The 23,829-nt window shown below is 70.6% G+C and carries 21 protein-coding genes and 2 tRNA genes; 14 read left to right on the forward strand and 9 right to left on the reverse strand.

Annotated features, from left to right (window positions below; translation table 11 throughout):
• Window positions 1-152 precede the first annotated feature (152 nt).
• Both ACFWVE_RS26590 and ACFWVE_RS26595 read right to left on the reverse strand, forming a co-directional pair.
• Window positions 153-1,721: an ABC1 kinase family protein gene (locus tag ACFWVE_RS26590; RefSeq protein ID WP_384018830.1), complete on the reverse strand. Its 1,569-nt coding sequence runs from the start codon at window positions 1,719-1,721 to the stop codon at window positions 153-155.
• Window positions 1,714-2,940 (reverse strand): ThiF family adenylyltransferase, encoded by a 1,227-nt coding sequence (locus tag ACFWVE_RS26595; RefSeq protein ID WP_384018832.1) that lies wholly within the window; start codon window positions 2,938-2,940, stop codon window positions 1,714-1,716. Before ACFWVE_RS26595 ends, ACFWVE_RS26590 begins: the two co-directional genes overlap by 8 nt.
• Window positions 2,941-3,168: 228 nt before the next feature.
• On the opposite strand from ACFWVE_RS26595, the gene ACFWVE_RS26600 reads away from it, so the two are divergent.
• From ACFWVE_RS26600 to ACFWVE_RS26615, 4 genes are all read left to right on the forward strand, one after another.
• On the forward strand, window positions 3,169-3,765 hold the full coding sequence (locus ACFWVE_RS26600; protein ID WP_384018834.1) for a M48 family metallopeptidase: 597 nt from the start codon (window positions 3,169-3,171) through the stop codon (window positions 3,763-3,765).
• Between the two features lie 136 nt (window positions 3,766-3,901).
• Complete coding sequence (locus ACFWVE_RS26605; RefSeq protein ID WP_384018837.1) at window positions 3,902-5,653, forward strand: TerD family protein; 1,752 nt, start codon at window positions 3,902-3,904, stop codon at window positions 5,651-5,653.
• A gap of 11 nt (window positions 5,654-5,664) precedes the next feature.
• A complete protein-coding gene (locus ACFWVE_RS26610) occupies window positions 5,665-6,345 on the forward strand; it encodes an AIM24 family protein (protein ID WP_384018840.1) in 681 nt (226 codons plus the stop codon).
• A 17-nt stretch (window positions 6,346-6,362) separates the two neighbouring features.
• The gene (locus ACFWVE_RS26615) at window positions 6,363-7,118 is read left to right on the forward strand and encodes an AIM24 family protein (protein ID WP_384018843.1); all 756 of its coding nucleotides are present in this window, start codon (window positions 6,363-6,365) and stop codon (window positions 7,116-7,118) included.
• Between the two features lie 121 nt (window positions 7,119-7,239).
• Here the strand turns inward: ACFWVE_RS26615 and ACFWVE_RS26620 are convergent, their stop codons facing one another.
• Together ACFWVE_RS26620 and ACFWVE_RS26625 are read right to left on the reverse strand one after the other, a co-directional pair.
• Window positions 7,240-7,767, reverse strand: coding sequence for an NUDIX hydrolase (locus ACFWVE_RS26620; protein ID WP_384018846.1), 528 nt, complete (start codon window positions 7,765-7,767; stop codon window positions 7,240-7,242).
• A complete protein-coding gene (locus ACFWVE_RS26625; protein WP_384018849.1) occupies window positions 7,764-9,281 on the reverse strand; it encodes a zinc-dependent metalloprotease in 1,518 nt (505 codons plus the stop codon). The genes ACFWVE_RS26620 and ACFWVE_RS26625 overlap by 4 nt, the downstream gene beginning before the upstream one ends.
• Before the next feature lie 192 nt (window positions 9,282-9,473).
• Between ACFWVE_RS26625 and ACFWVE_RS26630 the strand changes: the two genes are divergently transcribed.
• From ACFWVE_RS26630 to ACFWVE_RS26645, 4 genes are all read left to right on the forward strand, one after another.
• Window positions 9,474-10,589, forward strand: coding sequence for an SDR family oxidoreductase (locus ACFWVE_RS26630; RefSeq protein ID WP_384018852.1), 1,116 nt, complete (start codon window positions 9,474-9,476; stop codon window positions 10,587-10,589).
• An 80-nt stretch (window positions 10,590-10,669) separates the two neighbouring features.
• Window positions 10,670-11,128, forward strand: coding sequence for a molybdenum cofactor biosynthesis protein MoaE (locus ACFWVE_RS26635; protein WP_384018855.1), 459 nt, complete (start codon window positions 10,670-10,672; stop codon window positions 11,126-11,128).
• 189 nt (window positions 11,129-11,317) lie between these two features.
• The gene (locus ACFWVE_RS26640; RefSeq protein WP_384018858.1) at window positions 11,318-11,497 is read left to right on the forward strand and encodes a hypothetical protein; all 180 of its coding nucleotides are present in this window, start codon (window positions 11,318-11,320) and stop codon (window positions 11,495-11,497) included.
• Window positions 11,498-11,596: 99 nt separating this feature from the next.
• Window positions 11,597-12,691: a PDZ domain-containing protein gene (locus ACFWVE_RS26645; protein WP_384018861.1), complete on the forward strand. Its 1,095-nt coding sequence runs from the start codon at window positions 11,597-11,599 to the stop codon at window positions 12,689-12,691.
• Between the two features lie 44 nt (window positions 12,692-12,735).
• Here ACFWVE_RS26645 and ACFWVE_RS26650 read toward each other — a convergent pair whose 3' ends face one another.
• Complete coding sequence (locus ACFWVE_RS26650) at window positions 12,736-13,278, reverse strand: PPA1309 family protein (RefSeq protein WP_384018864.1); 543 nt, start codon at window positions 13,276-13,278, stop codon at window positions 12,736-12,738.
• Between the two features lie 164 nt (window positions 13,279-13,442).
• Here ACFWVE_RS26650 and ACFWVE_RS26655 point away from each other — a divergent pair, with 164 nt between their 5' ends.
• The 4 genes from ACFWVE_RS26655 (at window position 13,443) to ACFWVE_RS26670 (ending at window position 18,766) form a co-directional block, all read left to right on the forward strand.
• Complete coding sequence (locus tag ACFWVE_RS26655; protein ID WP_384018914.1) at window positions 13,443-16,394, forward strand: UPF0182 family protein; 2,952 nt, start codon at window positions 13,443-13,445, stop codon at window positions 16,392-16,394.
• A gap of 56 nt (window positions 16,395-16,450) precedes the next feature.
• Window positions 16,451-16,524, forward strand: a tRNA-Met gene (locus ACFWVE_RS26660).
• A gap of 223 nt (window positions 16,525-16,747) precedes the next feature.
• The gene (locus ACFWVE_RS26665) at window positions 16,748-18,568 is read left to right on the forward strand and encodes a sel1 repeat family protein (protein ID WP_384018867.1); all 1,821 of its coding nucleotides are present in this window, start codon (window positions 16,748-16,750) and stop codon (window positions 18,566-18,568) included.
• Between the two features lie 124 nt (window positions 18,569-18,692).
• Window positions 18,693-18,766 (forward strand) — tRNA-Met (locus tag ACFWVE_RS26670).
• A 181-nt stretch (window positions 18,767-18,947) separates the two neighbouring features.
• On the opposite strand, the gene ACFWVE_RS26675 is transcribed toward ACFWVE_RS26670, so the two are convergent.
• Entirely contained in the window at window positions 18,948-19,364 is a 417-nt protein-coding gene (locus ACFWVE_RS26675; protein ID WP_384018870.1) for a Fur family transcriptional regulator, read from the reverse strand.
• Window positions 19,365-19,508: 144 nt separating this feature from the next.
• On the opposite strand from ACFWVE_RS26675, the gene ACFWVE_RS26680 reads away from it, so the two are divergent.
• On the forward strand, window positions 19,509-20,960 hold the full coding sequence (locus ACFWVE_RS26680) for a catalase (RefSeq protein ID WP_384018873.1): 1,452 nt from the start codon (window positions 19,509-19,511) through the stop codon (window positions 20,958-20,960).
• A gap of 95 nt (window positions 20,961-21,055) precedes the next feature.
• Here the strand turns inward: ACFWVE_RS26680 and ACFWVE_RS26685 are convergent, their stop codons facing one another.
• Complete coding sequence (locus tag ACFWVE_RS26685; protein ID WP_384018876.1) at window positions 21,056-21,460, reverse strand: cyclic nucleotide-binding/CBS domain-containing protein; 405 nt, start codon at window positions 21,458-21,460, stop codon at window positions 21,056-21,058.
• A 212-nt stretch (window positions 21,461-21,672) separates the two neighbouring features.
• Window positions 21,673-22,473, reverse strand: coding sequence for a histidinol-phosphatase (hisN, locus tag ACFWVE_RS26690; protein ID WP_384018879.1), 801 nt, complete (start codon window positions 22,471-22,473; stop codon window positions 21,673-21,675).
• 181 nt (window positions 22,474-22,654) lie between these two features.
• Between hisN and ACFWVE_RS26695 the strand changes: the two genes are divergently transcribed.
• Window positions 22,655-23,272: a TetR/AcrR family transcriptional regulator gene (locus tag ACFWVE_RS26695; protein WP_384018882.1), complete on the forward strand. Its 618-nt coding sequence runs from the start codon at window positions 22,655-22,657 to the stop codon at window positions 23,270-23,272.
• Between the two features lie 44 nt (window positions 23,273-23,316).
• Here ACFWVE_RS26695 and ACFWVE_RS26700 read toward each other — a convergent pair whose 3' ends face one another.
• Window positions 23,317-23,640: a DMT family transporter gene (locus tag ACFWVE_RS26700; RefSeq protein WP_384018885.1), complete on the reverse strand. Its 324-nt coding sequence runs from the start codon at window positions 23,638-23,640 to the stop codon at window positions 23,317-23,319.
• Window positions 23,641-23,829 lie beyond the last annotated feature (189 nt).

The following is a 23,829-nucleotide window of genomic DNA, read 5'->3' on the forward strand; positions in this document are numbered from 1 at the left end:
ACCCCGCGCGGCCGCGCCCGGCCCACCGGGCCGGCCCCCCGCGGTACGTTGCGCCGGGCACACGGTGCGGTGCGGACCGTCCGGCGCGGCGTTGTCGTCGCCGGGTGACGAGCCATTCCGGTGTCGGTGACGGCAGGCGCGGTCCGGGTCTCTCACCCCTGCGCCGCCGACGCCTCCTCCACCGGCTCGACCCCCTCGTCCTCGGCGGCCACTTCCGAAGGCTCAGCCTCCGCGGCCTTCCTCTTTGTGGGCTTCCGCTTCGCGGGCTTCTGCTTCACGGTCCTCCGGTCGGCAGACCTCTCCTTTGAGGGCTCCTTCACCAGGGCCTCGTCCACCGCTTGCCTCGGCACCAGTTCCCCGGCTTCCGCTGCTTGCGCTTCGTCCGTCTCTTCCGGGGCGAACCCCGGCAGCCACTCCCGCAGTTCGTCGCGCAGCCGTACCGTCCCGCCCAGCTGGCACAGCACGCCGATCGTGCTCAGGGTCACCCGGTGGATCAGCAGATACGCCGGGGGAAGGTTGAGCTGCTTGGCCAGCTGGTACGCGGGGGAGCGGGGGTCGCCGATACGGGCTGCCTGACCGCGCATCCAGCCCCGGGTGAACGTGAACTCCTCGACCTGCGCCGGTTCGATGATCGGCAGGAGGTACTCGAGGACCGCGTCGGGATCCAGCTCGACGGTCTCCCTGATGAACCCCTCCGCGCACAGCATCTCGTGGACGGCCTCCGCCTCGCCCTCCAGCGTCATCCGCAGAGCCGCGCCGATGGGGGCGGGCAGCCCGCCCGGCAGCCGGTCGACCGTGCCGAAGTCCAGCACACCCAGACGCCAGCCGTCCTCGCCGTCCGGACCGCCGGGCAGCAGACGGAAGTTGCCCGGATGCGGGTCGGCGTGCAGCAGCCCGGTGCGGGCCGGCCCGGAGAACAGGAAACGGGCGAGGAGCTGGCCGGCCCGGTCGCGCTGTTCCTCCGTACCGTCCGAGATGATCTCCGACAGCGGGACGCCGTCCATCCACTCGGTGACCAGCACCTGCTCGCACTGGTGGACCACCGCCGGTACGAAGACATCGGGGTCGCCCACGAACTCCTCGGCGTGGGCCCGCTGGGCCTGTGCCTCCAGACCGTAGTCCAGCTCCTCCGCGACCCGGTCCTTCAGCTCCGCGATCAGTGGCTTGACATCCATACCGGGGACCAGCGGCCCCAGCAGCCGGGCGAACCGGCTCAACTGGTTCAGGTCGGACAGCAAGGCCTCGCCGGCGCCCGGGTACTGCACCTTGACCGCCACCTCGCGGCCGTCGTGCCACACCCCACGGTGCACCTGGCCGATCGAGGCCGCGGCGGACGGTTTGTCCTCGAACTCCAGGAACAGGTCGGACCAGTCCTCGCCGAGCCGCTTCTCCAGCACCGTGTGCACGGTCCGGGTCGGCATCGGCGGGGCCGCCTCCTGGAGTCTCGTCAGCGCCGCGCGGTAGGGTCCGGCGACCTCCTCGGGCAGGGCCGACTCGAAGACCGACAGGGCCTGGCCGAACTTCATCGCGCCGCCCTTGAGCTCGCCGAGCACCTTGAACAACTGCTCCGCGGTGCGCTGCTGCACCTCGCGGCCGACGAGCTCCGCGGACTCGCCCACGATCCGCTTGCCGAGCCCCCAGGTCGCCCGCCCGGCGAAGCCGAGCGGGAGCGCGGCCAGTTTGGCGGTCCGGGTGACCGCCTTCCGGGGAAGATCAGACATGAGCCCTCCAAGTCCTTGCCGGCCGCTCCGCGTCCGCCTGACGGCACACCTTCCTCGACGGCCCGTGCGTGGCCATTGTCTCGTGAGTCCGGTCGTACTCGGATGCGTGTTCCGACTCCGTTTTCACCACGTCCCGCTCCGCCGCTCCGCACGCACAGCCGGGATGGCCCCCGACCGGCCGCGCATGCCAGTGCAGACCCGGGAGGGAAGCCTCCCAGCGGGCACCGGCGCTGGACGGAACATGGCCGTCCAGGAAGGCGAGCGCGTGGGCACCGGCGAGTCCTGCCACGGTCGCGGCCAGTGGCAGGTCACAGGCTCCCACCCGTCGCTGCTGCCCGGAACGCCATTGGGCGACCATACGCGGCCACGTCGGATCCCGGTCGGTCCTGTCCTCCTGGAGACAGCCCGCGCACCCTGTCTCACCGGGCAGGACGAACGGACCGACGACACCGGTCCCCTCCACCACGCCGGCGTGGAGATGGGGTGTCCCCGAGGCCATCAGGGTCTCGGTCCCCGCCGGGTCCGGATTGTGCACGGCGACATCGTCCCGTGGGGTGAGGATCACCAGGGAGAACCCGGGGGCGCCCTCCTCGGGCGGGGACTGGGCGGTCCGGCGCTGTGGCCGGTCCGGCGCGGCCCGGCGCACGGCACGGCGGGCCGCCTCGTCCCTGCGGTCTCCGACGGCTTCCGGGGGCAGTCCGCCCGGCGCGACGTCCCAGGGCTCCACCCGGCCGATGTCGCGCACGTCGACCTCACCCACGCCGGCCCCGGACAGCAGTGCCGCCAGCATCGAACCCACCCGGCCCGCGCCCCTCACCTGCACCCGCGCTCCGCCCCGCGCCGCGAGCCGTCCGAGCGCGTCGCCCGGCGCGGAGGTGGTCAGGGTCAGCGAGGCCAGATCGGGGCGCAGCCGGTCGAGGACCTCCCGCTTCTCGCGCAGTGCGTCGGCGGCAGGGCCGCCGCCCCGGGAGTCGTCGAGAAGTCCGGCCCGGGACAGCCGGGCCACGAGCCGGTCGACATGGCCGTCGGGCAGATCCATCCGCCGGCCTTCCTTGCGCAGATGATCGAGCCCGCGGGTGCCGTTGAGCAGGTCGAGGAAACTGCCCGTCGCCGTGTCCATCGGCCCCAGGGTCAGCGCGTGCGCGGGGGTCATCCCGAACTGCACGGTGTTGAGGTCGCGCCAGCCGCGCCGGAGTGCCGGCTTCACCATCGGATGCATGTCAGGTCCCCCGTGTGTCCTTGTGCGTCTGTGAACGGCCGCTGTCGTACCGCCGACTGCTCGTGGGCCGGTCGATGAGTGCCAGCATGCCCGGATTTGAAGCGCCTTGCGAAAAGTTGTCCACAGGAAAGGCGATTGATCATATAAATCCGTCGCATGGTGGGGGGATCGGGTGCCGAAGCGTCCCGGAGCCGGGACTTCCCCGTGTGCAGCGGGTAACGTCGGGGCGTGCCCGCCGACCCACTGCACAGCGCCGCAAATCCACAGCGCAGCACGACGAGCCAGCCGACGAGCGACTCACGGGCGAGCGCGATCGAGGTCCGCAGGAGCGCCCGCCGGCGCAGGACGGTCTCCGCGTACCGCGAGGGCGATCGCACCGTGGTGCTCATCCCCGCCCGGATGTCCGAGGCGGAGGAGCAGCGCTGGGTGAACGTCATGCTCGACAAGCTGGCGGCCCAGGAGAGCAGGCGGGCGCTCGGGGACACCGAGCTGGCCGAGCGCGCCGAGCGGCTGTCGGCCCAGTACTTCGACGGGCGGGCCCTGCCCCGCTCCGTACGCTGGGTGACCAACCAGAACACGCGCTGGGGTTCGTGCACGCCCTCCGAGGGCAGCATCCGCCTGTCGCACCGACTGCAGGGCATGCCCGAGTACGTCGTCGACTATGTCCTCTGCCACGAACTGGCTCACCTCCTCGTGCCCGGGCACGGGCCCGGTTTCTGGCGCCTGCTGAAGGCGTATCCGAAGACGGAGCGGGCCCGGGGTTATCTCGAAGGAGTGGTCGCGGCCGAGCGGTTGCCCCACCCACCGGGGGCTCACGACGAGTGAATGTCGCCCGAGGTGAGCGCCCCGCAGGGGCAGCCGCGCGTTGTGTACCGGGTCTGTACCGACTTCATCGGATGTCCGAATGTGCGGTTAGCCTGGCGCGACGCACTCACATTCGGGATGGGGGACGGTGGTACGCATGGCCAGGGAATTCCAACGCGGCCACAAGGCCAGGATCAGTGACCTCACCGCGGGCACGGATCTGTACGTAGGCGTGCAGATCTCCGGCCCCGGGCTCAGCTTCGACATCAGCTGCTTCGGTCTCGACGCCGGCGAACAGCTCTCGGACGACCGGTACTTCATTTTCTTCAACCAGCCGAAGTCCCCCGAGGAGTCCCTTCAGCTGCTGGGTCCCCAGGCGGGCGACACGGAGTCCTTCCGAGTGACGCTGGACGCGATCCCGCAGCAGATCAAGAAGCTGTCCTTCACGGCGACGCTCGACGGCGCCGGACAGATGTCCCAGATCGCTCCCGGATACATCCGCATCGTCGCGGGCGGCGAGGAAGTGGCCCGCTACGCCTTCAACGGCCCGGAGTTCTCCACCGAGCGCGCGGTGATGCTGGGTGACTTCTACTTCAAGGACGTGTGGCGGTTCGCCGCCGTCGGCCAGGGTTTCGACGGCGGGCTCGACGCGCTGCTGAAGAACTTCGGCGGCGAGGTGGCCGAGGAGGAGCCCGCCGCCCCGCAGCAGCCGCAGCCGCAGGCCGGTGGTGCCGTCCCCGGCTTCGCCCCGCCCGCGTTCGGGGTTCCCGGCACCCCCGCACCCGCTCCGGCTCCCGCCCCCGTACCGGCGCCTCGGCCTGCCGCGCAGGGGTTCACCCCTCCCCCCGGTGCCACCCCGCAGCCCCCCGCGCCGTCGGTGCACGCCGCGCAGACGATCGTTGCGCCCTTGCACACTCCGCCCGGCGGTTCCCCCGTGCCGCCACCGTCCCCGGCGCCCGACTTCGGCCGGCCCGGCCACCAGCCGCCCGCCCCCGGCGCCCCGCCGCCCCCGGGCTACGGCGCGCAACCGCAGGCACCGCAGGCACCCGCTCCGCCGCCGGGCTACGGCCAGCCGACAGCCCCGCCCGGATACGGCCGGCCCACACCCCCGCCGGGCTACGGCCAGCAGCCGCCGCCCGGACAGATGCCGCCCGGACAGATGCCGCCGGGGCAGATGCCCGGCCAGGTGCCGGGTCAGCAGGCCCCCTACGGGGCACCGCAGGGCGCGCCCCACGGAGCGCCGCAGAGCCCGGGTGTGCTCGGTGCGCTCCAGATGTTCAAGGAGACGCCCACCGGGCAGCGCTGGACCGCCCAGAACCCGAAGCTGGTCCGCGCCGACCTCGGCATGGACGGACAGCCCGTGCTGGCCCGCCAGGGCAGCATGGTGCTCTACCAGGGCAAGGTCGACTTCAGCTACAAGGGCGCCGGGTTCAGCGGCCGGATCGTCGGCAACGCGACCGGCCAGGAGATGCAGCTGATGCGCTGCACGGGTCAGGGCCAGGTGTTCTTCGCCGAGGACGCCACGATGCTGCACCCGATCGAGCTCCAGGGCGACGCCGTGTGCGTCTCCGCCGAGAACGTCCTCGCCTTCGACGAGAGCCTCCAGTACGAGGTCCGCCGCATCGAGGGGCACGGCATCCCCGGCGGCGCGCTGTTCACGATGCAGTTCCAGGGGACCGGCACCATCGTCGTCAAGACGCACGGTGTGCCTGTGGTCCTGCCGGTCACGCCCACCACCTTCGCCGACGCCAACGCCGTGGTCGCCTGGTCGGCCGCCTCCCAGGTGATCGTCTCCAGCCAGGTGCGGATGCGCCGCAACTCCTACCCCGGCGACACCGGGGAGAGCGTCAATCTCCAGTTCCGGGGCGCGCCCGGCAACTTCATCGTCGTCCAGCCGTACGAGATCTGAGGGAGCCCGTCATGAACCAGCCACTCGCGGGCTTCGCCTCCGCACCGGTCACCGCGCGCATGGAGAACCACGGCGACCACATGCTCAAGGTCGCCATGCAGACCGGGAGCGACCTCCTCGCGCGCGTCGGGTCGATGATCGCCTACGAAGGATTCATCCAGTACGAGCCCAACCCGCCGGCCGTGCGCCAGATCGCCCGGGACTGGGCCACCGGGGAGGGCGCCCCACTGATGAAGTGCTCCGGCGACGGTCTGCTCTACCTTGCCGACTACGGCGCGAACGTCGTCGTGATCAACCTCAACGGCGAAGGCATCTCCGTCAACGCCACCAACCTGCTCGCCTTCGACGCCGGCCTGACGTGGGGCGTGGAGCGGGTGAAGGGTCTGGCGAAGTTCGCCGGGCAGGGCCTGTGGAACACCAAGATCTCCGGGCAGGGCTGGATCGCGCTGACCTCCCGGGGCAAGCCGATCGTCGTCGACTGCGGCGGCGGTGACGACGAGACGTACGTCGACCCGGACGCCCTGGTCGCCTGGTCCCCGAACCTCAAGGTGAAGGGCAAGCGCAGTTTCCGGGCACAGTCGCTGATCGGCCGCGGCAGCGGTGAGGCCTACCAGATGGCGTTCTCCGGTCAGGGCATCGTCGTCGTCCAGCCCAGTGAGGACAGCACCGACCGTCTCCGGGTCCGGGGCTGAAGGGGAGCAACCACACCATGCAGAGCCCGCTTTTCGCCTTCAACGACCAGCAGACCCAGGAACGCTGGAGCCTGCAGAACAAGCAGATGCTCCGGGTCGCCCTGGGCGGTCACGACGACATCCTCGCCCGCAAGGGCAGCATGATCGCCTACCAGGGACTCGTCGAGTTCGACGCCGAGTACCAGAGCCGCGGCCAGGCGCGCAGCCGTTCGCACACCGGAGAGGGACTGGACCTGATGCGCTGCCACGGGCAGGGCACGGTCTACCTCGCCAACCTCGCCCAGCACATCCATGTCATGGACGTGGACCATGAAGGGCTGACCGTCGACAGCAGCTACGTGCTCGCGATGGACTCCTCGCTGCATCACGAGGTCGTCGCCGTCGACAGCCTGTACGGCATCTCCGGCTCCGGGAAGTACCAGCTCAACATCACCGGTCAGGGCAAGGTCGCTCTGATGACCTCCGGCATGCCGCTGCTGATGCGGGTGACGCCGGACAAGTACGTCAACTGCGACGCCGACGCGATCGTCGCCTGGTCCACGGCACTGCGCGTGCAGCTGCAGGCCCAGACGCACTCCTCCGGGGTGTGGCGGCGCCGCGGCAGCACCGGCGAGGGCTGGGAGCTCAGCTTCATGGGCAGCGGCTTCGCGCTCGTCCAGCCCAGCGAGCTGCTGCCGCCGCAGAACGCCCGGATCGGCTCCGGCGTCGCCGCGCAGTACGGCATGGGACAGCAGGGGGCCCGTGGGCAGAACCAGGGCAACGCCTGGAGCTGACCGTCGTCGGAGACACAACGGGTGAGGGGTGACCGCTCAGCGGCCGCTCCTCACCCGTGTGCGTGGAACAAGCGGGTGCCGGTCTGCGTCGGCCCGTGTGCCGGCCGCCCCCTCCCGCAGATCAGACGCCCAGCCGCGTCCGGGTCGCCTCCAGCAGACGGACGACCGAGGCATCAGCCACCTCCGCCACCTCGTCGTACGGGAACCAGCGCAGGTCGAGCGACTCGTCACTGATGGTGTGCGCGGCATCGGGAGCGGCCACGGCCGCGTACTGGACGTCGAAGTGCCAGTGGCAGGGGGACGGGATCGCATGCCGGTCCAGGCGCACCGGCCCACCCGCCAGGAGGGTCAGCCCCGCGATACCCGACTCCTCGGTGGCCTCCCGCAGAGCCGCCGCGGTCAGCGACGGGTCGCCCGGCTCGCAGTGACCGCCCATCTGCAGCCACATCCGCAGTTTCCGGTGCAGAGTCAGCAGCGCCCGGCCGCGCCCGGGATCGACCACCAGGGCGCTGGCGGTGAGATGGCCCGCGTGACAGGCCTTCCACATGCCGTCCGGGTGCGCGGCGAGGTGGTCCAGGTAGGCCTGGCGCAGCTCCGGCTGGTCCTCGTATCCCTTGAGTACGAGAACCGCGTCGTCGTACAGACTCACTCGGTGCCGTCACCCTTGCGGTCGTCGCCCTGGACACCATCGTCCTTGCCGCCGTCGTCCTTGCCCTCGCCGGCGTCCCCGGTGGTGCCCTTGGTGTTTTCGGAGTCCTCGTCCTTGCTCCGCTTGCCGAGGTCGTGCTTGCCCGCCGCCTCGCCGAGCATCTTGTCCAGCTCGGAGAAGTCGATCTGCTCGCGGTGCACGAACCCGTCCGGGTCGTCCAAATCGGTGGCCGTCGGCAGCATGTCCGGGTGGGCCCACAGGGCGTCCCGCCCGTCGACACCGCGCGCGTCCGTGAGCGAGGCCCACAGGCGCGAGGCGTCGCGCAGCCGGCGCGGGCGCAGCTCCAGGCCGATCAGCGTGGCGAACGTCTGCTCCGCGGGGCCGCCCGAGGCACGGCGGCGGCGCAGCGTCTCGCGCAGCGCGTCCGCCGACGACAGGCGGGGCTTCGCCGCCGCGTGCACCACGGCGTCCACCCAGCCCTCGACGAGGGCCAGCGCCGTCTCGAGACGGGCCAGCGCCGTCTTCTGCTGCGGAGTGTCCTCCGGCTGGAACATGCCCTGCTGAAGAGCTTCCTGGAGCTGCTCCGGGTTCTGCGGGTCGAACTGGCCGACCACGTCCTCCAGCTTGGCGGTGTCGACCTCGATCCCGCGCGCGTAGCCCTCGACCGCGCCGTACAGGTGCGAGCGCAGCCACGGCACATGCGCGAACAGGCGCTGGTGGGCGGCCTCGCGCAAAGCGAGATACAGCCGCACCTCCTCCTGGGGGACGCCCAGGTCCTTGCCGAACGCCGCGATGTTCACCGGCAGCAGCGCGGCCTTGCCGGCCGGGCCGAGCGGCAGACCGATGTCGGTGGAGCCGACGACCTCACCGGCCAGCACACCGACCGCCTGGCCGATCTGCGTACCGAACATGGCTCCGCCCATCGAGCGCATCATGCCGATCAGCGGGCCCGCCATGGCCTGCATCTCCTCCGGCAGCACGTCGCCCATGGCGGTGCCGACGCGCTCGGCGACCGGGTCCACGAGCTCCCGCCACGCCGGAAGCGTCGCCTCGACCCACTCCGCGCGGCTCCAGGCCACCGAGGAGGCCGCACCGGACGGCAACGAGGTGGCGTCGTCCAGCCACAGGTCGGCCAGCCTGACGGCCTCGTCGACGGCCCTGCGCTCGGCGGGACCGACGCTCGCGTCCTTCGTGCCGTCCGCGGTGCCCTGGGACACCGTCTGGCGGGCGATCTGCTTGGCCATGTCCCAGTTCACCGGGCCGCCCTCGTAGGAGAGCATCTGACCGAGCTGCTGGAACGCGGCGCCCAGATCGTTGGGGTTCAGGGAACCGAACATCGCGGCGAACGGATTGTCCGCGCCGGGCGCGCCGAAGCCACCGGCTCCGGACATGCCGAAACCGAACGGGTTGGCCGGGTCCTGACCACCACCGCTCTGCTGGTCCTTCTTCTTGCCCTCGTCGCCGTCGTCCGGCTCCTCCGGCGGAAGGCCGAATCCGAATGGGGTGTCACTCACGGGATTCCTCGGCTGATAGGGCCACCGGTTCCTTCCGGCGGCGCGATTGCCCGACAACACCACCCAGCGTAGACACCTGAGGCGGTTCGGGCCTCGATGCTTCGCCGACAGAAGGCCTGCGGCAGGATGGATGCCACCTGGTACGCATGCTTCGCATACGCTCGTACTGAAGACAACCGCTGGAGACGCCCGGTGAGTTCCCCAGATCCGCAGGTTCGCGCAGCGCGAAACCGGTCAACCCGCTCCTCGCCCGCGCGAGGGCCCGTCGTCGCGGTCACCGGCGCCGCCTCCGGTGTCGGCGCGCTGCTCACCGAGCGGCTCGCCGCCTCGGAGGAGATCAAGCAGGTCATCGCCATCGACGAGCGCCGCGGCGAGTGCGCCGAGGCACAGTGGCACATCCTGGACGTACGGGATCCCGCCATCGCGGACCGGCTGCGCGGGGCCGACGTCGTGGTCCATCTGGCGCTCGACCTCGATCTGGAGACCGACGCCGCCGCCCGGACGGCCTACAACGTCCGCGGGACGCAGACCGTGCTGACCGCCGCCGCGGCCGCCGGAGTGCACCGAGTGGTGCTGTGCACCTCGACGATGGTCTACGGGGCGCTCCCGGACAACGAGCTGCCGCTGTCCGAGGACGCGGAACTGCGGGCCACCGCCGAGGCGACGGGCGTGGGCGACCTCCTGGAGATCGAGCGGCTCGCGCGCAGGGCACCCCGCGCACACCCCGGGCTCAATGTCACCGTGGTACGGCCCGCTGTGCTCGTGGGCGGCACCGACACCGCGCTGACCAGGTACTTCGAGTCACCCCGACTGCTCGTGGTGGCCGGTTCGCGGCCCGCGTGGCAGTTCTGCCACGTCGACGACCTGTGCAGCGCCCTGGAGTACGCCGTCCGGGAGAAGGCCGACGGAGAGCTGGCCGTCGGGTGCGACGGTTGGCTGGAGCAGGAGGAGGTCGAGGAGCTCAGCGGGATCCGGCGGATGGAGCTGCCGTCGGCGGTCGCGCTGGGCGCGGCGGCCCGGCTGCACCGGATCGGGCTCACCCCGTCCCCGGCCGGGGACCTGGCGTACACGATGCACCCCTGGGTGGTCAGCGGGAGCCGGCTGCACGACGCCGGGTGGCGGCCCGCCTACACCAACGAGCAGGTGCTGACCGAGCTCCTGGAGGAGGTCTCCGGCCGGCACACGGTCGCCGGGCGGCGGCTCGGACGCAAGGACGCGACGGCGGCCGGCGCCGCGGGAGCGACGGTGGCGCTGCTGGGCGCGGCCGCGGTGGTGCGGCGGGCGCGGAAGGCCCGGCGGCGGATCTGAGCACCACGCGGCACCCGTCGGCGACAGGACGGCGCCGGGGCGCTTTCGCGCTGTCGTGGGCGTGGGGCACGATGGAGGGCATGGCATCCACGAACGATCACCCCGGTGAGCAGCTCGCGCAGGACCCGATCAAGCTGATCGCGATCCGGGACGCGCCGCTGTCCGTCGACGAGGTCTTCCGGGCCGTCGGCGACGACGCGGCCGGAGGGACGGCACTGTTCGTGGGGACCGTACGCAACCACGACGGCGGGACCGACGTCGAGGAGCTGGGGTACTCGTGCCACCCGAGCGCCGAGGACGAGATGCGGCGGATCGCCGAGAAGGTCGTCGCCGAGTATCCCGTGCGGGCGCTGGCGGCCGTGCACCGGGTGGGGGACCTCGGGGTCGGGGATCTCGCCGTTGTCGTCGGCGTGTCGTGTGCGCACCGGGGCGAGGCCTTCGAGGCCTGCCGGAAACTGATCGACGACCTCAAGCACGAGGTGCCCATCTGGAAGCACCAGACGTTCTCGGACGGGACCGAGGAATGGGTAGGCGCGTAACGTCGTCGTGGGCGGTGGGGGCCTGCTGGGAAGCGCCTCAGAAGGCCGTCCCACCGCCTCCGTTCTCGTGCGCCTGTTCCCCGTTCCACTCCGCTTGCGCAACCTCCCCCCGGGTATGAGCGTTGTCACTGCGGATGGTTAATCTGCTGATCAGTCAGTCGCGGACGCTCACGGGGATGGGAGGTCGGCATGGCGGCGCTCGTCTGGTTGCTGATTCCGTTGATGGCCGCGATCGGCGCGGGACTGTGGGGCAGTTGGGCCAATCGCACCCGCCGGGTGCGGAGCGACGGCCCCGAGCTCATCGGTTATGCCCGGTTCCGCGAGGCCATGGAGAGGCCTCGGCCGACGGAGGAAGAGGCCCGGCCCTAGGGTCGGAAACGGCAGGTCACAGGCGTGGGGCACTGTCAGGGCCGCCCGTCCGGGCGGCCCTGACAGTGCGCTGACAGACCCGTCCCGTACTGTCGGTGCATGCCACGCCGCACCGCGACGATGCTCGCCTCCACCCTCATGCTGATCGTGCTTCTGTGCGCGGGTGTGTTCATCCCTGTGCCGTACTCGGAGATGTCCCCGGGGCCGACGGTGAACACTCTGGGCGATCACGACGGTGACCCGGTGCTGCGGATCGACGGGCGCAAGACGTATCCGACCGACGGCCACCTCAACATGACCACGGTGCGGGTCACGAGTGCCGATTACCGGATGAACCTGGTCGAGGCCGTCTACGGATGGCTCGCGCACGACAACAAGGTCGTGCCGCACGACACGCTCTACCCCGACGGCAAGACGGAGGAGCAGTCCACCCAGGAGAACGCCGAGGAGTTCAGCCAGTCCCAGGAGAGCGCCAAGGTCGCGGCCCTGAAGGAGCTCGACATCCCGGTGAAGTCCTGGGTGATCGTCTCCACGGTCGTCAAGGGATCACCCGCCGAGGGCAAGCTGCACGCGGGTGACGTGATCAAGAGCGTCGACGGCAGCGCGGTGCGCGAGCCGGCCGACGTCGCCGAGCTGGTGACCAAGCACAAGCCCGGCGAGGACGTCGGCTTCACGATCGTGCCCGCCAAGGAGCAGGCCGCCGCCGAGAAGGAGAACCGGACGCCGACGCGGACCGAGGAGATCACGATCACCACCACGGCCTCCGACGACGCCGGGGACGACCGCGCCATCGTCGGGATCGCCGCCGGGACCGACCACACCTTCCCGTTCACCATCGACATCAAGCTCGCCGACGTCGGAGGGCCGAGCGCCGGTCTGATGTTCGCGCTCGGCCTCTACGACAAGCTCACCCCGGGCAGCCTGACCGGCGGCGAGTTCGTCGCCGGCACCGGCACCATCGACGACGCCGGCAAGGTCGGGCCGATCGGCGGGATCGAGATGAAGACGGTCGGCGCGCGCGCCAAGGGCGCCGAGTACTTCCTCACGCCCGCCGACAACTGCGCGGCCGCCGCCGCGGACATCCCCGAGGGCCTCACGCTCATCAAGGTGGGCACCATCGACGACGCCCTCGGCGCCCTGAAGGACCTCGGCTCCGGCGACACCGCCGACCTGCCGACGTGCACGGCCTCCTGACCCGGCGGACTGCACGCCGAGGCTGCTGACGGGCACGCCTCGAACTACGCCTCGAACGTCGCCGTCAGGGCCTCCGCCAGGCCCGGCACCAGGGCGGAACCGGTGAGGACCTCCGTCGGCGAGTCCTTCTCCCGCAGCCGCAGGGCGGAATCGCGGGCACCGTCGCGCAGCACCGCGACCGTCATACGGACCTCCCGGCGCTTCGGGTGCTTCGCCACCCACGCGGCCAGCGCGTCCTCGTCCAGATCCTGCGGAACCTGGGCCTCCGCGGACGGCGGCAGCATCAGACGCTCCACGGTGAGGGCGCAGCCGGCCACCGAGTCGGGCCAGGCGACGGTTCCCAGGAACTCGTCCAGCGGCTTGCCCGTTGGAATGGCGTCCTGCTCGATCGGGGTGAGGGCGGTCGTCCCCCGCTCGTCGCCCGGACCGAGCCGGTCCGCGAGAGAGGGCTGCTCGGCACGCAGCCGTGCGGTGTCTACGAGGGCGAAGAGACGGGCGGGCTGGTCCCAGCCGAGGCCGGAGACGTACTCGTCGATCTCGAGCACGGCCCGGGTGAGCGGGCTCGCCGCCATGGGTGTGTTGGACATGGTCACAATCCTCTCTCGTTCAGGGCCGGAAACGGGAACCGAGTAAAGGGTGAGTAAGTTGCATAGGTGTGGGCCCGTGAGCAAAGGGGCCCGCACGCGGTCCACGAACTCGCGGACCTGACGAATCGACAGCGAACTTCGAGGTGCCTACCTTGGCTTTCCAGATGCCGGACCGTGGCGGAGGCCCGACAGGGCCACGGATCAGAGTGGGCCGCCCGTCCCGGCGGGTCCGGACCCTGCTCATGACACTGGGCGTCCTGGCCGTCCTCGGCATGGTGTTCACCATGTTCGCGGGGTTCTGGACCGACTGGCTGTGGTACCGCTCGGTCAACTACTCGTCGGTGTTCACGACGACCCTGTGGACCAAGATCGGACTCTTCTTCGTCTTCGGTCTGCTGATGGCCCTCGCGGTCGGCTTCAACATCTGGCTGGCACACCGGATGCGGCCGCCGCTGAGCGCCATGTCGATGGAGCAGCAGAACCTCGACCGCTACCGGATGGGCATCGCCCCGTACAAGAAGTGGCTGCTGCTCGGCATCACCGCGCTGCTCGGGCTGATCGCCGGTGCCTCGGCCTCGGGCCAGTGGCGCACCTGGCTGATGTGGGTCAACGGGGTGCCGTTCGGCCAGAAGGACCCGCAGTTCAAGCTCGACGTGGCGTTCTACGCCTTCGACCTGCCCTGGTACCGGTTCCTGCTCGGGTTCGGCTTCGCGGCCACCATCCTGTCGCTGATCGCCGCCGCGCTCACCCACTACCTGTACGGCGGTCTGCGGATCACCAGCCCCGGCGCGCGTGCCACGGCCGCGGCCACCGGGCATCTGTCGGTGCTCCTCGGCGTCTTCGTCGCCCTGAAGGCGGTCGCGTACTGGCTCGACCGGTACGGCCTGGCGGTCAAGTCCAGCGACTTCAAGGCGACCGACAGCTGGACCGGTCTGCGGTACGTCGACGCCAACGCCTATCTGCCGGCGAAGACGATCCTGTTCTGCATCGCCGTCATCTGCGCGCTGCTGTTCTTCGCCACCCTGTGGCGGCGCACCTGGCAGCTGCCCGTGATCGGCTTCGGCCTGATGGTGCTGTCGGCGATCCTCATCGGCGGCCTGTACCCGGCGATCGTGCAGAAGTTCCAGGTCCAGCCGAACGAGCAGGCCAAGGAAGCGCCGTACGTCGAGAAGAACCTCAAGGCGACGCGTGAGGCCTACGGCATCGACGACGCCCAGGTCGACGACTACCCGGGAACCAGCCAGACCGAGGACAAGACCAAGCTCCGGGACCAGGTCTCCGACACGGCGAGCATCCGGATCATGGACCCGAACATCGTCTCGCCGACGTTCCAGCAGCTCCAGCAGATCAGGAACTACTACGCGTTCCCGACCAACCTGGACGTGGACCGCTATCCCGATCCCGAGACCGGCGCGGAGCAGGACACCGTCATCGGTCTGCGCGAGATCAACCTGAACGGCATCCCCAAGCGGAACTGGATCAACGACCACTTCCGGTACACCCACGGATACGGCGCCGTCGCCGCCAAGGGCACCAGCGCCGACGCCGGCGGCCGTCCGGAGTTCACCGAGTCCGACCTGCCGTCCAAGGGCGACCTCGGGACGTACGAGCAGCGCGTCTACTACGGCGAGCGGACGACGACCTACTCGATCGTCGGCGGTCCCCAGAAGGAGATCGACTACTCCGACGACAGCGGCGAGAAGACGACCAGCTACAAGGGCGACAGCGGCGTCAACCTCGAGAACCCGGTCAACCGGGCCGCCTACGCCGCCGCGCTCAGCGAGCCGCAGATCCTGTACTCCGGTGCCATCGGCGAGGGGTCGCGGATTCTGTACAACCGCACGCCCAAGGAGCGCGTCGAAGCGGTCGCCCCCTGGCTGACCATTGACGGCGACGCCTACCCCGCGGTGGTGGAGGGCCGGATCCAGTGGATCGTGGACGCCTACACGACCACCAACGGCTATCCGTACGCGTCGCGGACGACCCTCGGTGACACGACGGCCGACTCGCTGACCGCCACCAACGACAACCGTGCGGTGGTGGCCCAGGAGAACCAGGTCAACTACATCCGCAACTCGGTGAAGGCGACCGTCGACGCGTACAGCGGCAGGGTCGAGCTCTATCAGTGGGACACCCAGGATCCCGTCCTGAAGACGTGGATGAAGGCGTTCCCGGACACGGTCGAGCCGAAGGGCGAGATCTCCGACGAGCTGATGAGCCATCTTCGGTACCCGCAGGACCTGTTCAAGGTGCAGCGCGAACTGCTGACCCGCTACCACGTGAAGGACGCCACCACGTTCCTCAGCGGCAGCGAGGTGTGGCAGGTGCCGGACGACCCGACGAACAAGACGGGTGACGCGGTACCGCCGTACTACCAGAGCATGAGGATGCCCGACCAGCAGGAACAGGCCTTCTCGCTCACCACGACGTTCACTCCGAACGGCCGTGACAACCTCAGCGCGTTCATGGCGGTCGACGCCGAGGCGGGCAGTGAGGGGTACGGCAAGATCAGAGTCCTGAAACTGCCGACGAGCACCACGGCCGCCGGACCGAAACAGGTCCAGAGCCAGTTCAACTCCGAACAGGACATCGCGGAGTCGATCAGGCTGCTGAGAGGCGGCGACTCCGAAGTGGAGTACGGCAACCTGCTGGCCGTCCCGCTCGACGGCGGACTGCTGTACGTGGAACCGGTCTACGTGCGCGGTGGCGGACTCAAGTACCCGTTGCTGCGGAAGGTGCTGGTGACCTACGGAGGCCAGACCGCCTTCGAGGACACCCTGGATCAGGCTCTCGACAAGGTCTTCCAAACGGAGGGTGCGGCCACCGAGCCACCGGAAGGCGAGGGAGAGGGTGAAGGAACCGGCGAGGAGGAAGGCACCGAGCAACCGCCGACGTCCGACAACCCGACGGTCCAAGAGGCCCTGAACGACGCCCAGGAGGCCTTCGAGGCCGGCCAGGAAGCCCTGCAGAAGAACGACTGGGAAGCCTACGGCCAGGCGCAGCAGGACCTCGAGGAGGCCCTGCGCAGGGCCGAGGAGGCCCAGTCCGCGGACGGCCGGGGCGGCTCGGGCGCGTCGGACAGCAGCCCCGGTCCCGACCCGAGCCCGAGCAGTTAGCAAGTCGGCTGGTCAAAGGCCCACCTCGCGCCGTGGTACGGTTGTACACACAACGGCGCGGGGTGGAGCAGCTCGGTAGCTCGCTGGGCTCATAACCCAGAGGTCGCAGGTTCAAATCCTGTCCCCGCTACTGAAGTCGCGAAGTCGGCGACAGCAAAGGCCCGGATTCCTCAAGGAATCCGGGCCTTTGTGGTGTGCGAACGCATGTGCCGGGAGCGTCGACGGCCGTGCCGGCGACGGGAGTTGGCGGATCTGTGTTTCACTTGTCTCTCTGTGGGCATGTCGACAAAACGCTGAAGTGACCTCACTGACTGCGGCATACCAGGTGTACCCAGGTTGCAGGTGGTGCGACGATGGATGTTATGGGGGACGGGACAACTCTGTTCGAGACAGGGCGTATTGAGCAGCCCTCCCCTCGGGAGGAACCTCGCGACGAGACCGCGGAGGCTGCCGACGAGGCAGCCGAGGAGCTGCGCCGACGGCTCGCTGCCGAAGCCGGCGACGTCGAGGCGATGAGCGTCCTCGGCGCCATGCTGCTGCGCCGCGGTGACCTCGCCGGAGCCGAACCCCATCTGCGCGCCGCCACCGCCGCGGGCGACCGCGCCGCCGCCAACAACCTGGGCGTCCTTCTGTTCCAGCGCGGCTATCCGGAGGAGGCCGCGGGATGGTGGCGGATCGCGGCCGTCGCCGGCTCGGCACCGGCGGCGCACGCGCTCGGCCGGCACCACCGTGAGCGCGGTGACGAGCCCGCCGCCGAGTACTGGCTGCGCCAGTCCGCCGAGCAGGACCACGTCCTGGGCGCCTACGCACTCGCCGACCTGCTCGAACACCGCGGGGACGCGGCCGGTGCCGAGCACTGGATGCGGACGGCCGCCGAGCGGGGACACCGGGAAGCCGCCTACCGGCTGGCGAGGACGCTGGACCGGAAGGCGGCCCGGGAAGCCGACAACGACACCCTCGTCCCGTACCTGGGGGAGGCCGAGCAGTGGTACCGGCAGGCCGCCGCGCGGGGACACCGCAGGGCCGCGCTGTACCTCGGCGCGATCCTGGAGAAGCGCGGCGAGCTCAAGGAGGCCGGCCGCTGGTACCTGACGTCGGCCAGGGACGGGGAGGCGCGGGCCGCCTGCGCGCTCGGGTTCCTGCTGCGCGACGCCGGCGACACCGAGAACGCCGCCGTGTGGTGGCTGCGCGCCGCCCAGGACGGCGACGGCAACGCCGCCAACGCGCTGGGCGCCCTGCACGCCGAGCGCGGCGAGACCCAGACCGCCGAACGCTGGTACCGGGCCGCGATGGACGCGGGCGACGTCAACGGCGCGTACAACCTCGCCCTGCTCTGCGCCGAGCAGGGCCGGACCGGCCCGGCCGAGCAGTGGTACCGCCGGGCCGCCTACGCCGGCCACCGGGAGGCGGCCAACGCGCTGGCGATCCTGCTGCTGACGGCCGGCGACGAGAAGGGGGCGGAGCCCTGGTTCTCCAAGGCCGCGGAGGCGGGCAGCGTGGACGCGGCCTTCAACCTCGGCATCCTGCACGCGGGCCGGGAGGAGGAGGCGGCCGCGCTGCGCTGGTACGAGCGGGCCGCGGGCGCCGGGCACACGGAGGCCGCGCTCCAGGTCGGCATGGCCCGGCTGCGCGACGGCGACGAGGGTGAGGCGGAGCGGTTCCTGCGGTGCGCGGCGGGCGGCGGCAGCGCCGAGGCCGCCTACCGCCTGGCGGCCGTGCTGGACGCCCGCCGCCCGCCGGAGCCGGCGCACGAACTGGGCGAGCAGGTGAACCGGCGCAGCGAGTGCGAGGAGTGGTACGAGCGTGCCGCCCTGCAGGGCCACCGGCGCGCACAGGTGCGGGTCGGCATGCTCGCCGCGGCCCGCGGCGACGTGGTCGAGGCGGCCCGCTGGTACCGGGAGGCGGCCGAGGCCGGCTCCCGCAACGGCGCGTTCAACCTGGGCCTGCTGCTGGCCCGTGAGGGCAGCGAGCCCGAGGCGGCCGTGTGGTGGGCCCGCGCGGCCGACGCCGGGCACGGGCGTGCCGCCCTGCGGCTCGCCCTGGTCTACGCGCGCCGGGGCGAGCTCGCCGAGGGGCAGCGCTGGGCCGACCGTGCGGCGGCACTGGGCCCGGCGGCGGTCGTGGAGCGCGCGATCCGCCTCCGCGACGCACTCCGGGAAGAACTCTCGGCCTGACGTCGCCCGACCGTCCAGCCGGTGGTGGGGCGGGCGGGCCGTGTCGCCGCACCTCGGGGCGTACGGCCGCTCCGAAAGGGATTTGCCTCCGCCCGCATCCTTGACGTAGCGTTGCATTCATCGACGCGGGGTGGAGCAGCTCGGTAGCTCGCTGGGCTCATAACCCAGAGGTCGCAGGTTCAAATCCTGTCCCCGCTACTGAAGGCCGAGGGCCGGAATCCGAAAGGGTTCCGGCCCTCGGTGCATGTGTGCGTCCATGGATCCACGGATCACCGCACATCCAGGTGTCGCAACATCCAGGTGTCGCACGACGAAGCCCGGCACGTCGGTGCCGGGCTTCGTCATGGGTGCAGGGAAGGTTGGGGGCGTTGCCGCAGCGTTACGCCGTCGCACAGTTCGGGCAGACGCCGCGGTACGTCATCTCGACGCCCGAGATCGTGAAGCCGAAGCGCTCCGTGTCGGGGAGGTCGGCCAGCGGGTTGCCGGCCGGATGCACGTCACGGATGGCGCCGCACTGCCCGCACACCAGGTGGTGATGCGGTCGGTGGGCGTTCGGGTCGTAGCGCTTGGCCCGCTTGTCCGTGGAGACTTCCACCACCTCGCCGAGCGTGACCAGCTCGCCCAGGGTGTTGTAGACGGTCGCCCGGGAGATCTCGGGCAGCTTCGTGACGGCTCGGGCGTGCACCTCGTCGGCCGTCAGATGGACGTGATCGCCGTCGAGGACCTCGGCCACCACACGACGCTGTGCGGTCATCCGCCAGCCACGCCCGCGCAGTCGTTCCAGAAGGTCGCTCATGAACACCAGCCTAACAGCCAGGGGGACCAGGTCCCGAACGAGTGTGACTTTGGATTCTTGCTTGACTTAGATATTGTCCAATGTAGGATCGAGGCTGGCTTTGGCCAAGGGACGCAGTTGGTGAAAATGACGCAGGAGGCACGCGTGACGCAGGGACCGCTCACTACGGAAGCCGGTGCTCCGGTATCCGACAACCAGAACAGTGAGAGCGCGGGCGTCGGCGGCCCGGTGCTCGTTCAGGACCAGCTCCTCATGGAGAAGCTGGCCCACTTCAACCGTGAGCGCATTCCGGAGCGTGTGGTGCACGCCCGCGGCGCCGGCGCCTACGGAACCTTCAGGGTCACCGCCGACGTGACGAAGTACACCAGGGCGAAGTTCCTGTCCGAGGTGGGCAAGGAGACGGAGACCTTCGTCCGTTTCTCGACCGTGGCCGGCAACCTGGGTGCTCCGGACGCCGTGCGCGACCCGCGTGGTTTCGCGCTGAAGTTCTACACCGAAGAGGGCAACTACGACCTCGTCGGCAACAACACCCCGGTCTTCTTCATCCGGGACGCCATCAAGTTCCCCGACTTCATCCACACCCAGAAGCGCGACCCGTACACGGGCTCGCAGGAGGCGGACAACGTCTTCGACTTCTGGGGTCTGTCGCCCGAGTCCACCCACCAGGTGACCTGGCTGTTCGGTGACCGCGGCATCCCGGCGTCCTACCGCCACATGGACGGCTTCAGCTCCCACACCTACCAGTGGAACAACGAGGCCGGCGAGGTCTTCTGGGTCAAGTACCACTTCAAGACCGACCAGGGCATCAAGAACCTCACCGCCGAGGAGGCCGAGGTCCTCGCGGGCCGGGATCCCGACTCGCACCAGCGTGACCTGCGTGAGTCCATCGAGCGGGGCGACTTCCCGTCCTGGACCGTGGGCGTGCAGATCATGCCGGCGGCCGAGGCGGCGACGTACCGCTTCAACCCGTTCGACCTGACCAAGGTCTGGCCGCACGCGGACTACCCGGTCATCGAGTTCGGCAAGCTGGAGCTCAACCGCAACCCGGAGAACATCTTCGCCGAGGTCGAGCAGTCCGTCTTCAGCCCCGGTCACTTCGTGCCCGGCATCGGTCCGTCCCCGGACAAGATGCTTCAGGGCCGCATCTTCTCCTACGCGGACGCCCACCGGTACCGCGTCGGCATCAACGCCGACCACCTGCCGGTCAACCGCCCGCACGCCACCGAGGCGCGTACCTACTCCCGTGACGGCTACCTGTACGACGGCCGCCACAAGGGTGCGAAGAACTACGAGCCGAACAGCTTCGACGGCCCGGTCCAGACCGGCCGTCCGCTGTGGGAGCCCGTCGCGGTGACCGGTGTCACCGGCGAGACGGCCACGCCGTCCCACGCCGAGGACAACGACTTCGTACAGGCGGGCAACCTCTACCGGCTGATGACCGAGGAGGAGAAGGTACGCCTGGTCGGCAACCTGGCGGGCGCCCTCTCCGGGGTCACGCGCGACGACATCGCCGAGCGCGCGATCAACAACTTCCGCCAGGCGGACGAGGACTTCGGCAAGCGGCTGGAGGCCGCGGTCCAGGCCCTTCGCGGCTGATTCCAGCGCTGGACCGCTTGTCGTGGCGACGGGCCGGACTCCCTCACGGGGAGCCCGGCCCGTTCGACGTGCCGAGCAGGTCCTGGCCCGTTCGGTCACGCCGGTGTGCGCTGGGCGGCCTGTCGTCGTACGGGGGCCCAGCAGCGGATGATGTCGCGCACCGAGACGATGCCGACGGGCTCGTCCCGCTCCAGGACGATCAGATGGCGGAACCCGCCGTGGGTCATGGCGTGGGCGGCGTCCTCGAGCGTCCAGGACGGGGCGGCGAAGACGACGTCGGTGGTGGTGTGGGCGTGGGCGCGCTCGGAGTCCGGGTCCTGCCCCAGGCCCAGCGAGTTGAGGACGTCCCGTTCGGTGAGAATGCCGATGCCGGTGCCGTCGGGGTCGAGGACCACGGCCGCGCCGACGCGGCGGGTGGACATCAGGGCGGCGGCCTGGCGGAGGGTGTGGGCGGGGCCGATGGTGAGGACCACCGTACTCATGGCGTCGCGGACGAGCATGGGATGGAGCCACCTCCTACCGGAAACCGCGCCGTCGGACGCCGGAGCGGTCCACTGGTTCACGGTTTCACACATTCACAAGTGGGCGGATCCTCAGAGTCGCAGGTGAAGCCGGGGCCAACAAGAGGGCGCGTGCGGCGGATCGAGGGCGCGCGAACCCCGCGGCGCGAACCTCGTACGCGAACCTCGTACGTCTCCGGACGCCGGTGGCGTCAGTAACGCTGGTTGAGGTAGCCCAGCAGCTCGTCGTGCAGCAGGCCGTTCGAGGCGGCCGCGTTGCCGCTGTGCGGTCCGGGCTGGCCGTCGAGTCCGGTGAAACCGCCACCCGCCTCGGTGACGACGATCGAGGTGGCGGCCATGTCCCAGAGCGACAGCTCGGGCTCGGCGCACATGTCGACCGACCCCTCCGCGACCATCATGTACGGCCAGAAGTCGCCGTACGCGCGGGTCCGCCACACCTCGCGGGTGAGGTCCAGGAAGCCGTCCAGACGCCCCTGCTCCTCCCAGCCGCTGAGCGAGGAGTACGCGAACGAGGCGTCGGCGAGCTTGGACACCCGGGAGACCTGGAGCCGGGAGGCCGAGGTCAGGCTGCGGCCGCTGTACGCGCCGTGGCCCTTCGCCGCCCACCAGCGGCGGCCGAGCGCGGGAGCGGAGACGAGACCGACGACAGGCTGGAAGCCCCCCTCGGCGGCCTCCATCAGGGAGATCAGGGTGGCCCAGACGGGAACGCCGCGCACGTAGTTCTTGGTGCCGTCGATCGGGTCGATCACCCAGCGCCGCGGCCCCGTGCCCTCCACCCCGTACTCCTCGCCGAGGACCGCGTCCCTCGGACGGGCACGCTTCAGGTGGCCCCGGATGACGTCCTCCGCGCCCTTGTCCGCCTCGGTCACCGGCGTCATGTCCGGTTTGGTCTCCACCTTGAGGTCGAGGGCCTTGAACCGGTCCATCGTCGCGGCGTCGGCGGCGTCCGCGAGGACATGGGCGAGACGCAGGTCGTCAAGGTAGTCGGGCATGCAACGAACCGTATCTGCCGAGGTGGGGCCAGGGCTACAGGGGGCTTGTGGCCCGCGCGCGGGCCGACGGCCCGCACCCCGCGCGGGCATCCGGACCCCGTACCCCACACGAACCCTTGACAGCGCCCGACGGCGCGTCAAATCTGAAGCGCAGAGCCGCTCGCCCGCCCCGAGGGAGGCGATGATGCCTGCAGTGCGGGAATCCCTGCTGGACGCCGCTTACGCGGCCCTCGCGCGCCGCCCGTGGTCCGCGGTACGGATGGTGGACGTGGCCGCGACGGCCGGAGTGTCCCGGCAGACGCTCTACAACGAGTTCGGCAGCAAGGACGGACTCGCCAGGGCCCTGGTCCGCAGAGAGGCCGACGGCTACCTCGCCGGCGTCGACCGCGCCCTCACGGTCCACGGCGACCCCCGCGACCGGCTCACCGCGGCGGCCGAGTGGACGGCCGCCGCGGCCCGCCGGAACGCCCTCGTCCGGGCCATGCTCACCGGCTGCTGGAGCGAGCGCCTGCCCTCCCCTGCCCTCTCGCCGGTCCGGTCCGGCTCCGCCGTCCCCGCCCAACGCCGCGCCGACGGTCCGCTGCCCTCGCCCGGTGACCTCGTCGCGCTCGTCCGCGACCGCGCGGTGGCCGTCCTGGCCGGCCCCGGCGTGCCCGGGACGGCCGACACCGCGGAGCTCACCCGCGCCTGCGAACTGGTGGTGCGCCTCGCCCTGTCCTGCATCGCCGCGCCGCCGCCGGCCGAGAGCGGCGTCGCCGATCTGGTCCGCAGTGCCCTGCACCGTCAGCCGGTGCCCTAGCGGCCCGGCGCTTTTGTACCCCCACGTTCACCGGCGGGGAGCCCTCAGTGCGCCGACCCCGACAGCTGCAGCCCGATCACGCCGACGATCACCAAGGTGATCGACACGATCTTCAGCGTCGACACCAGGTCACCCAGGAACACCATCCCGTAGATCGCCGTGCCCGCGGCCCCGATCCCCGTCCACACGGCGTACGCGGGCCCGACGTCCAGCTTCTTCAGGGCCAGGGTGAGCAGGCCGAAGCTGCCCAGCGCGAACACGCAGAAGGCGATCGTCGGCCAGAGCCGTGTGAAGCCGTGGGACAGCTTCAGACACACGGCGAAACCGGTCTCGAGCACCCCGGCCACCACGACCAGCAGCCACGCCATGTGTCGTCCTCCCGTTGTCCTGACGTGCAGTGACCGCTTTCACGTACAGCGACCCGCTTCGCCGGGTTCGAGAGCTTCGGATCCGGCTCGGTGCGATTATGCACTTACCGTTCGCGGACCATGACAAACACGGGACGGCCGACGATCCCGCGTCGTGGCCCGAGGGGACCCGGCCGCTCCAGGCCGGTC

The organism is Streptomyces sp. NPDC058632 (assembly GCF_042717095.1).
GTDB lineage: Bacteria > Actinomycetota > Actinomycetes > Streptomycetales > Streptomycetaceae > Streptomyces.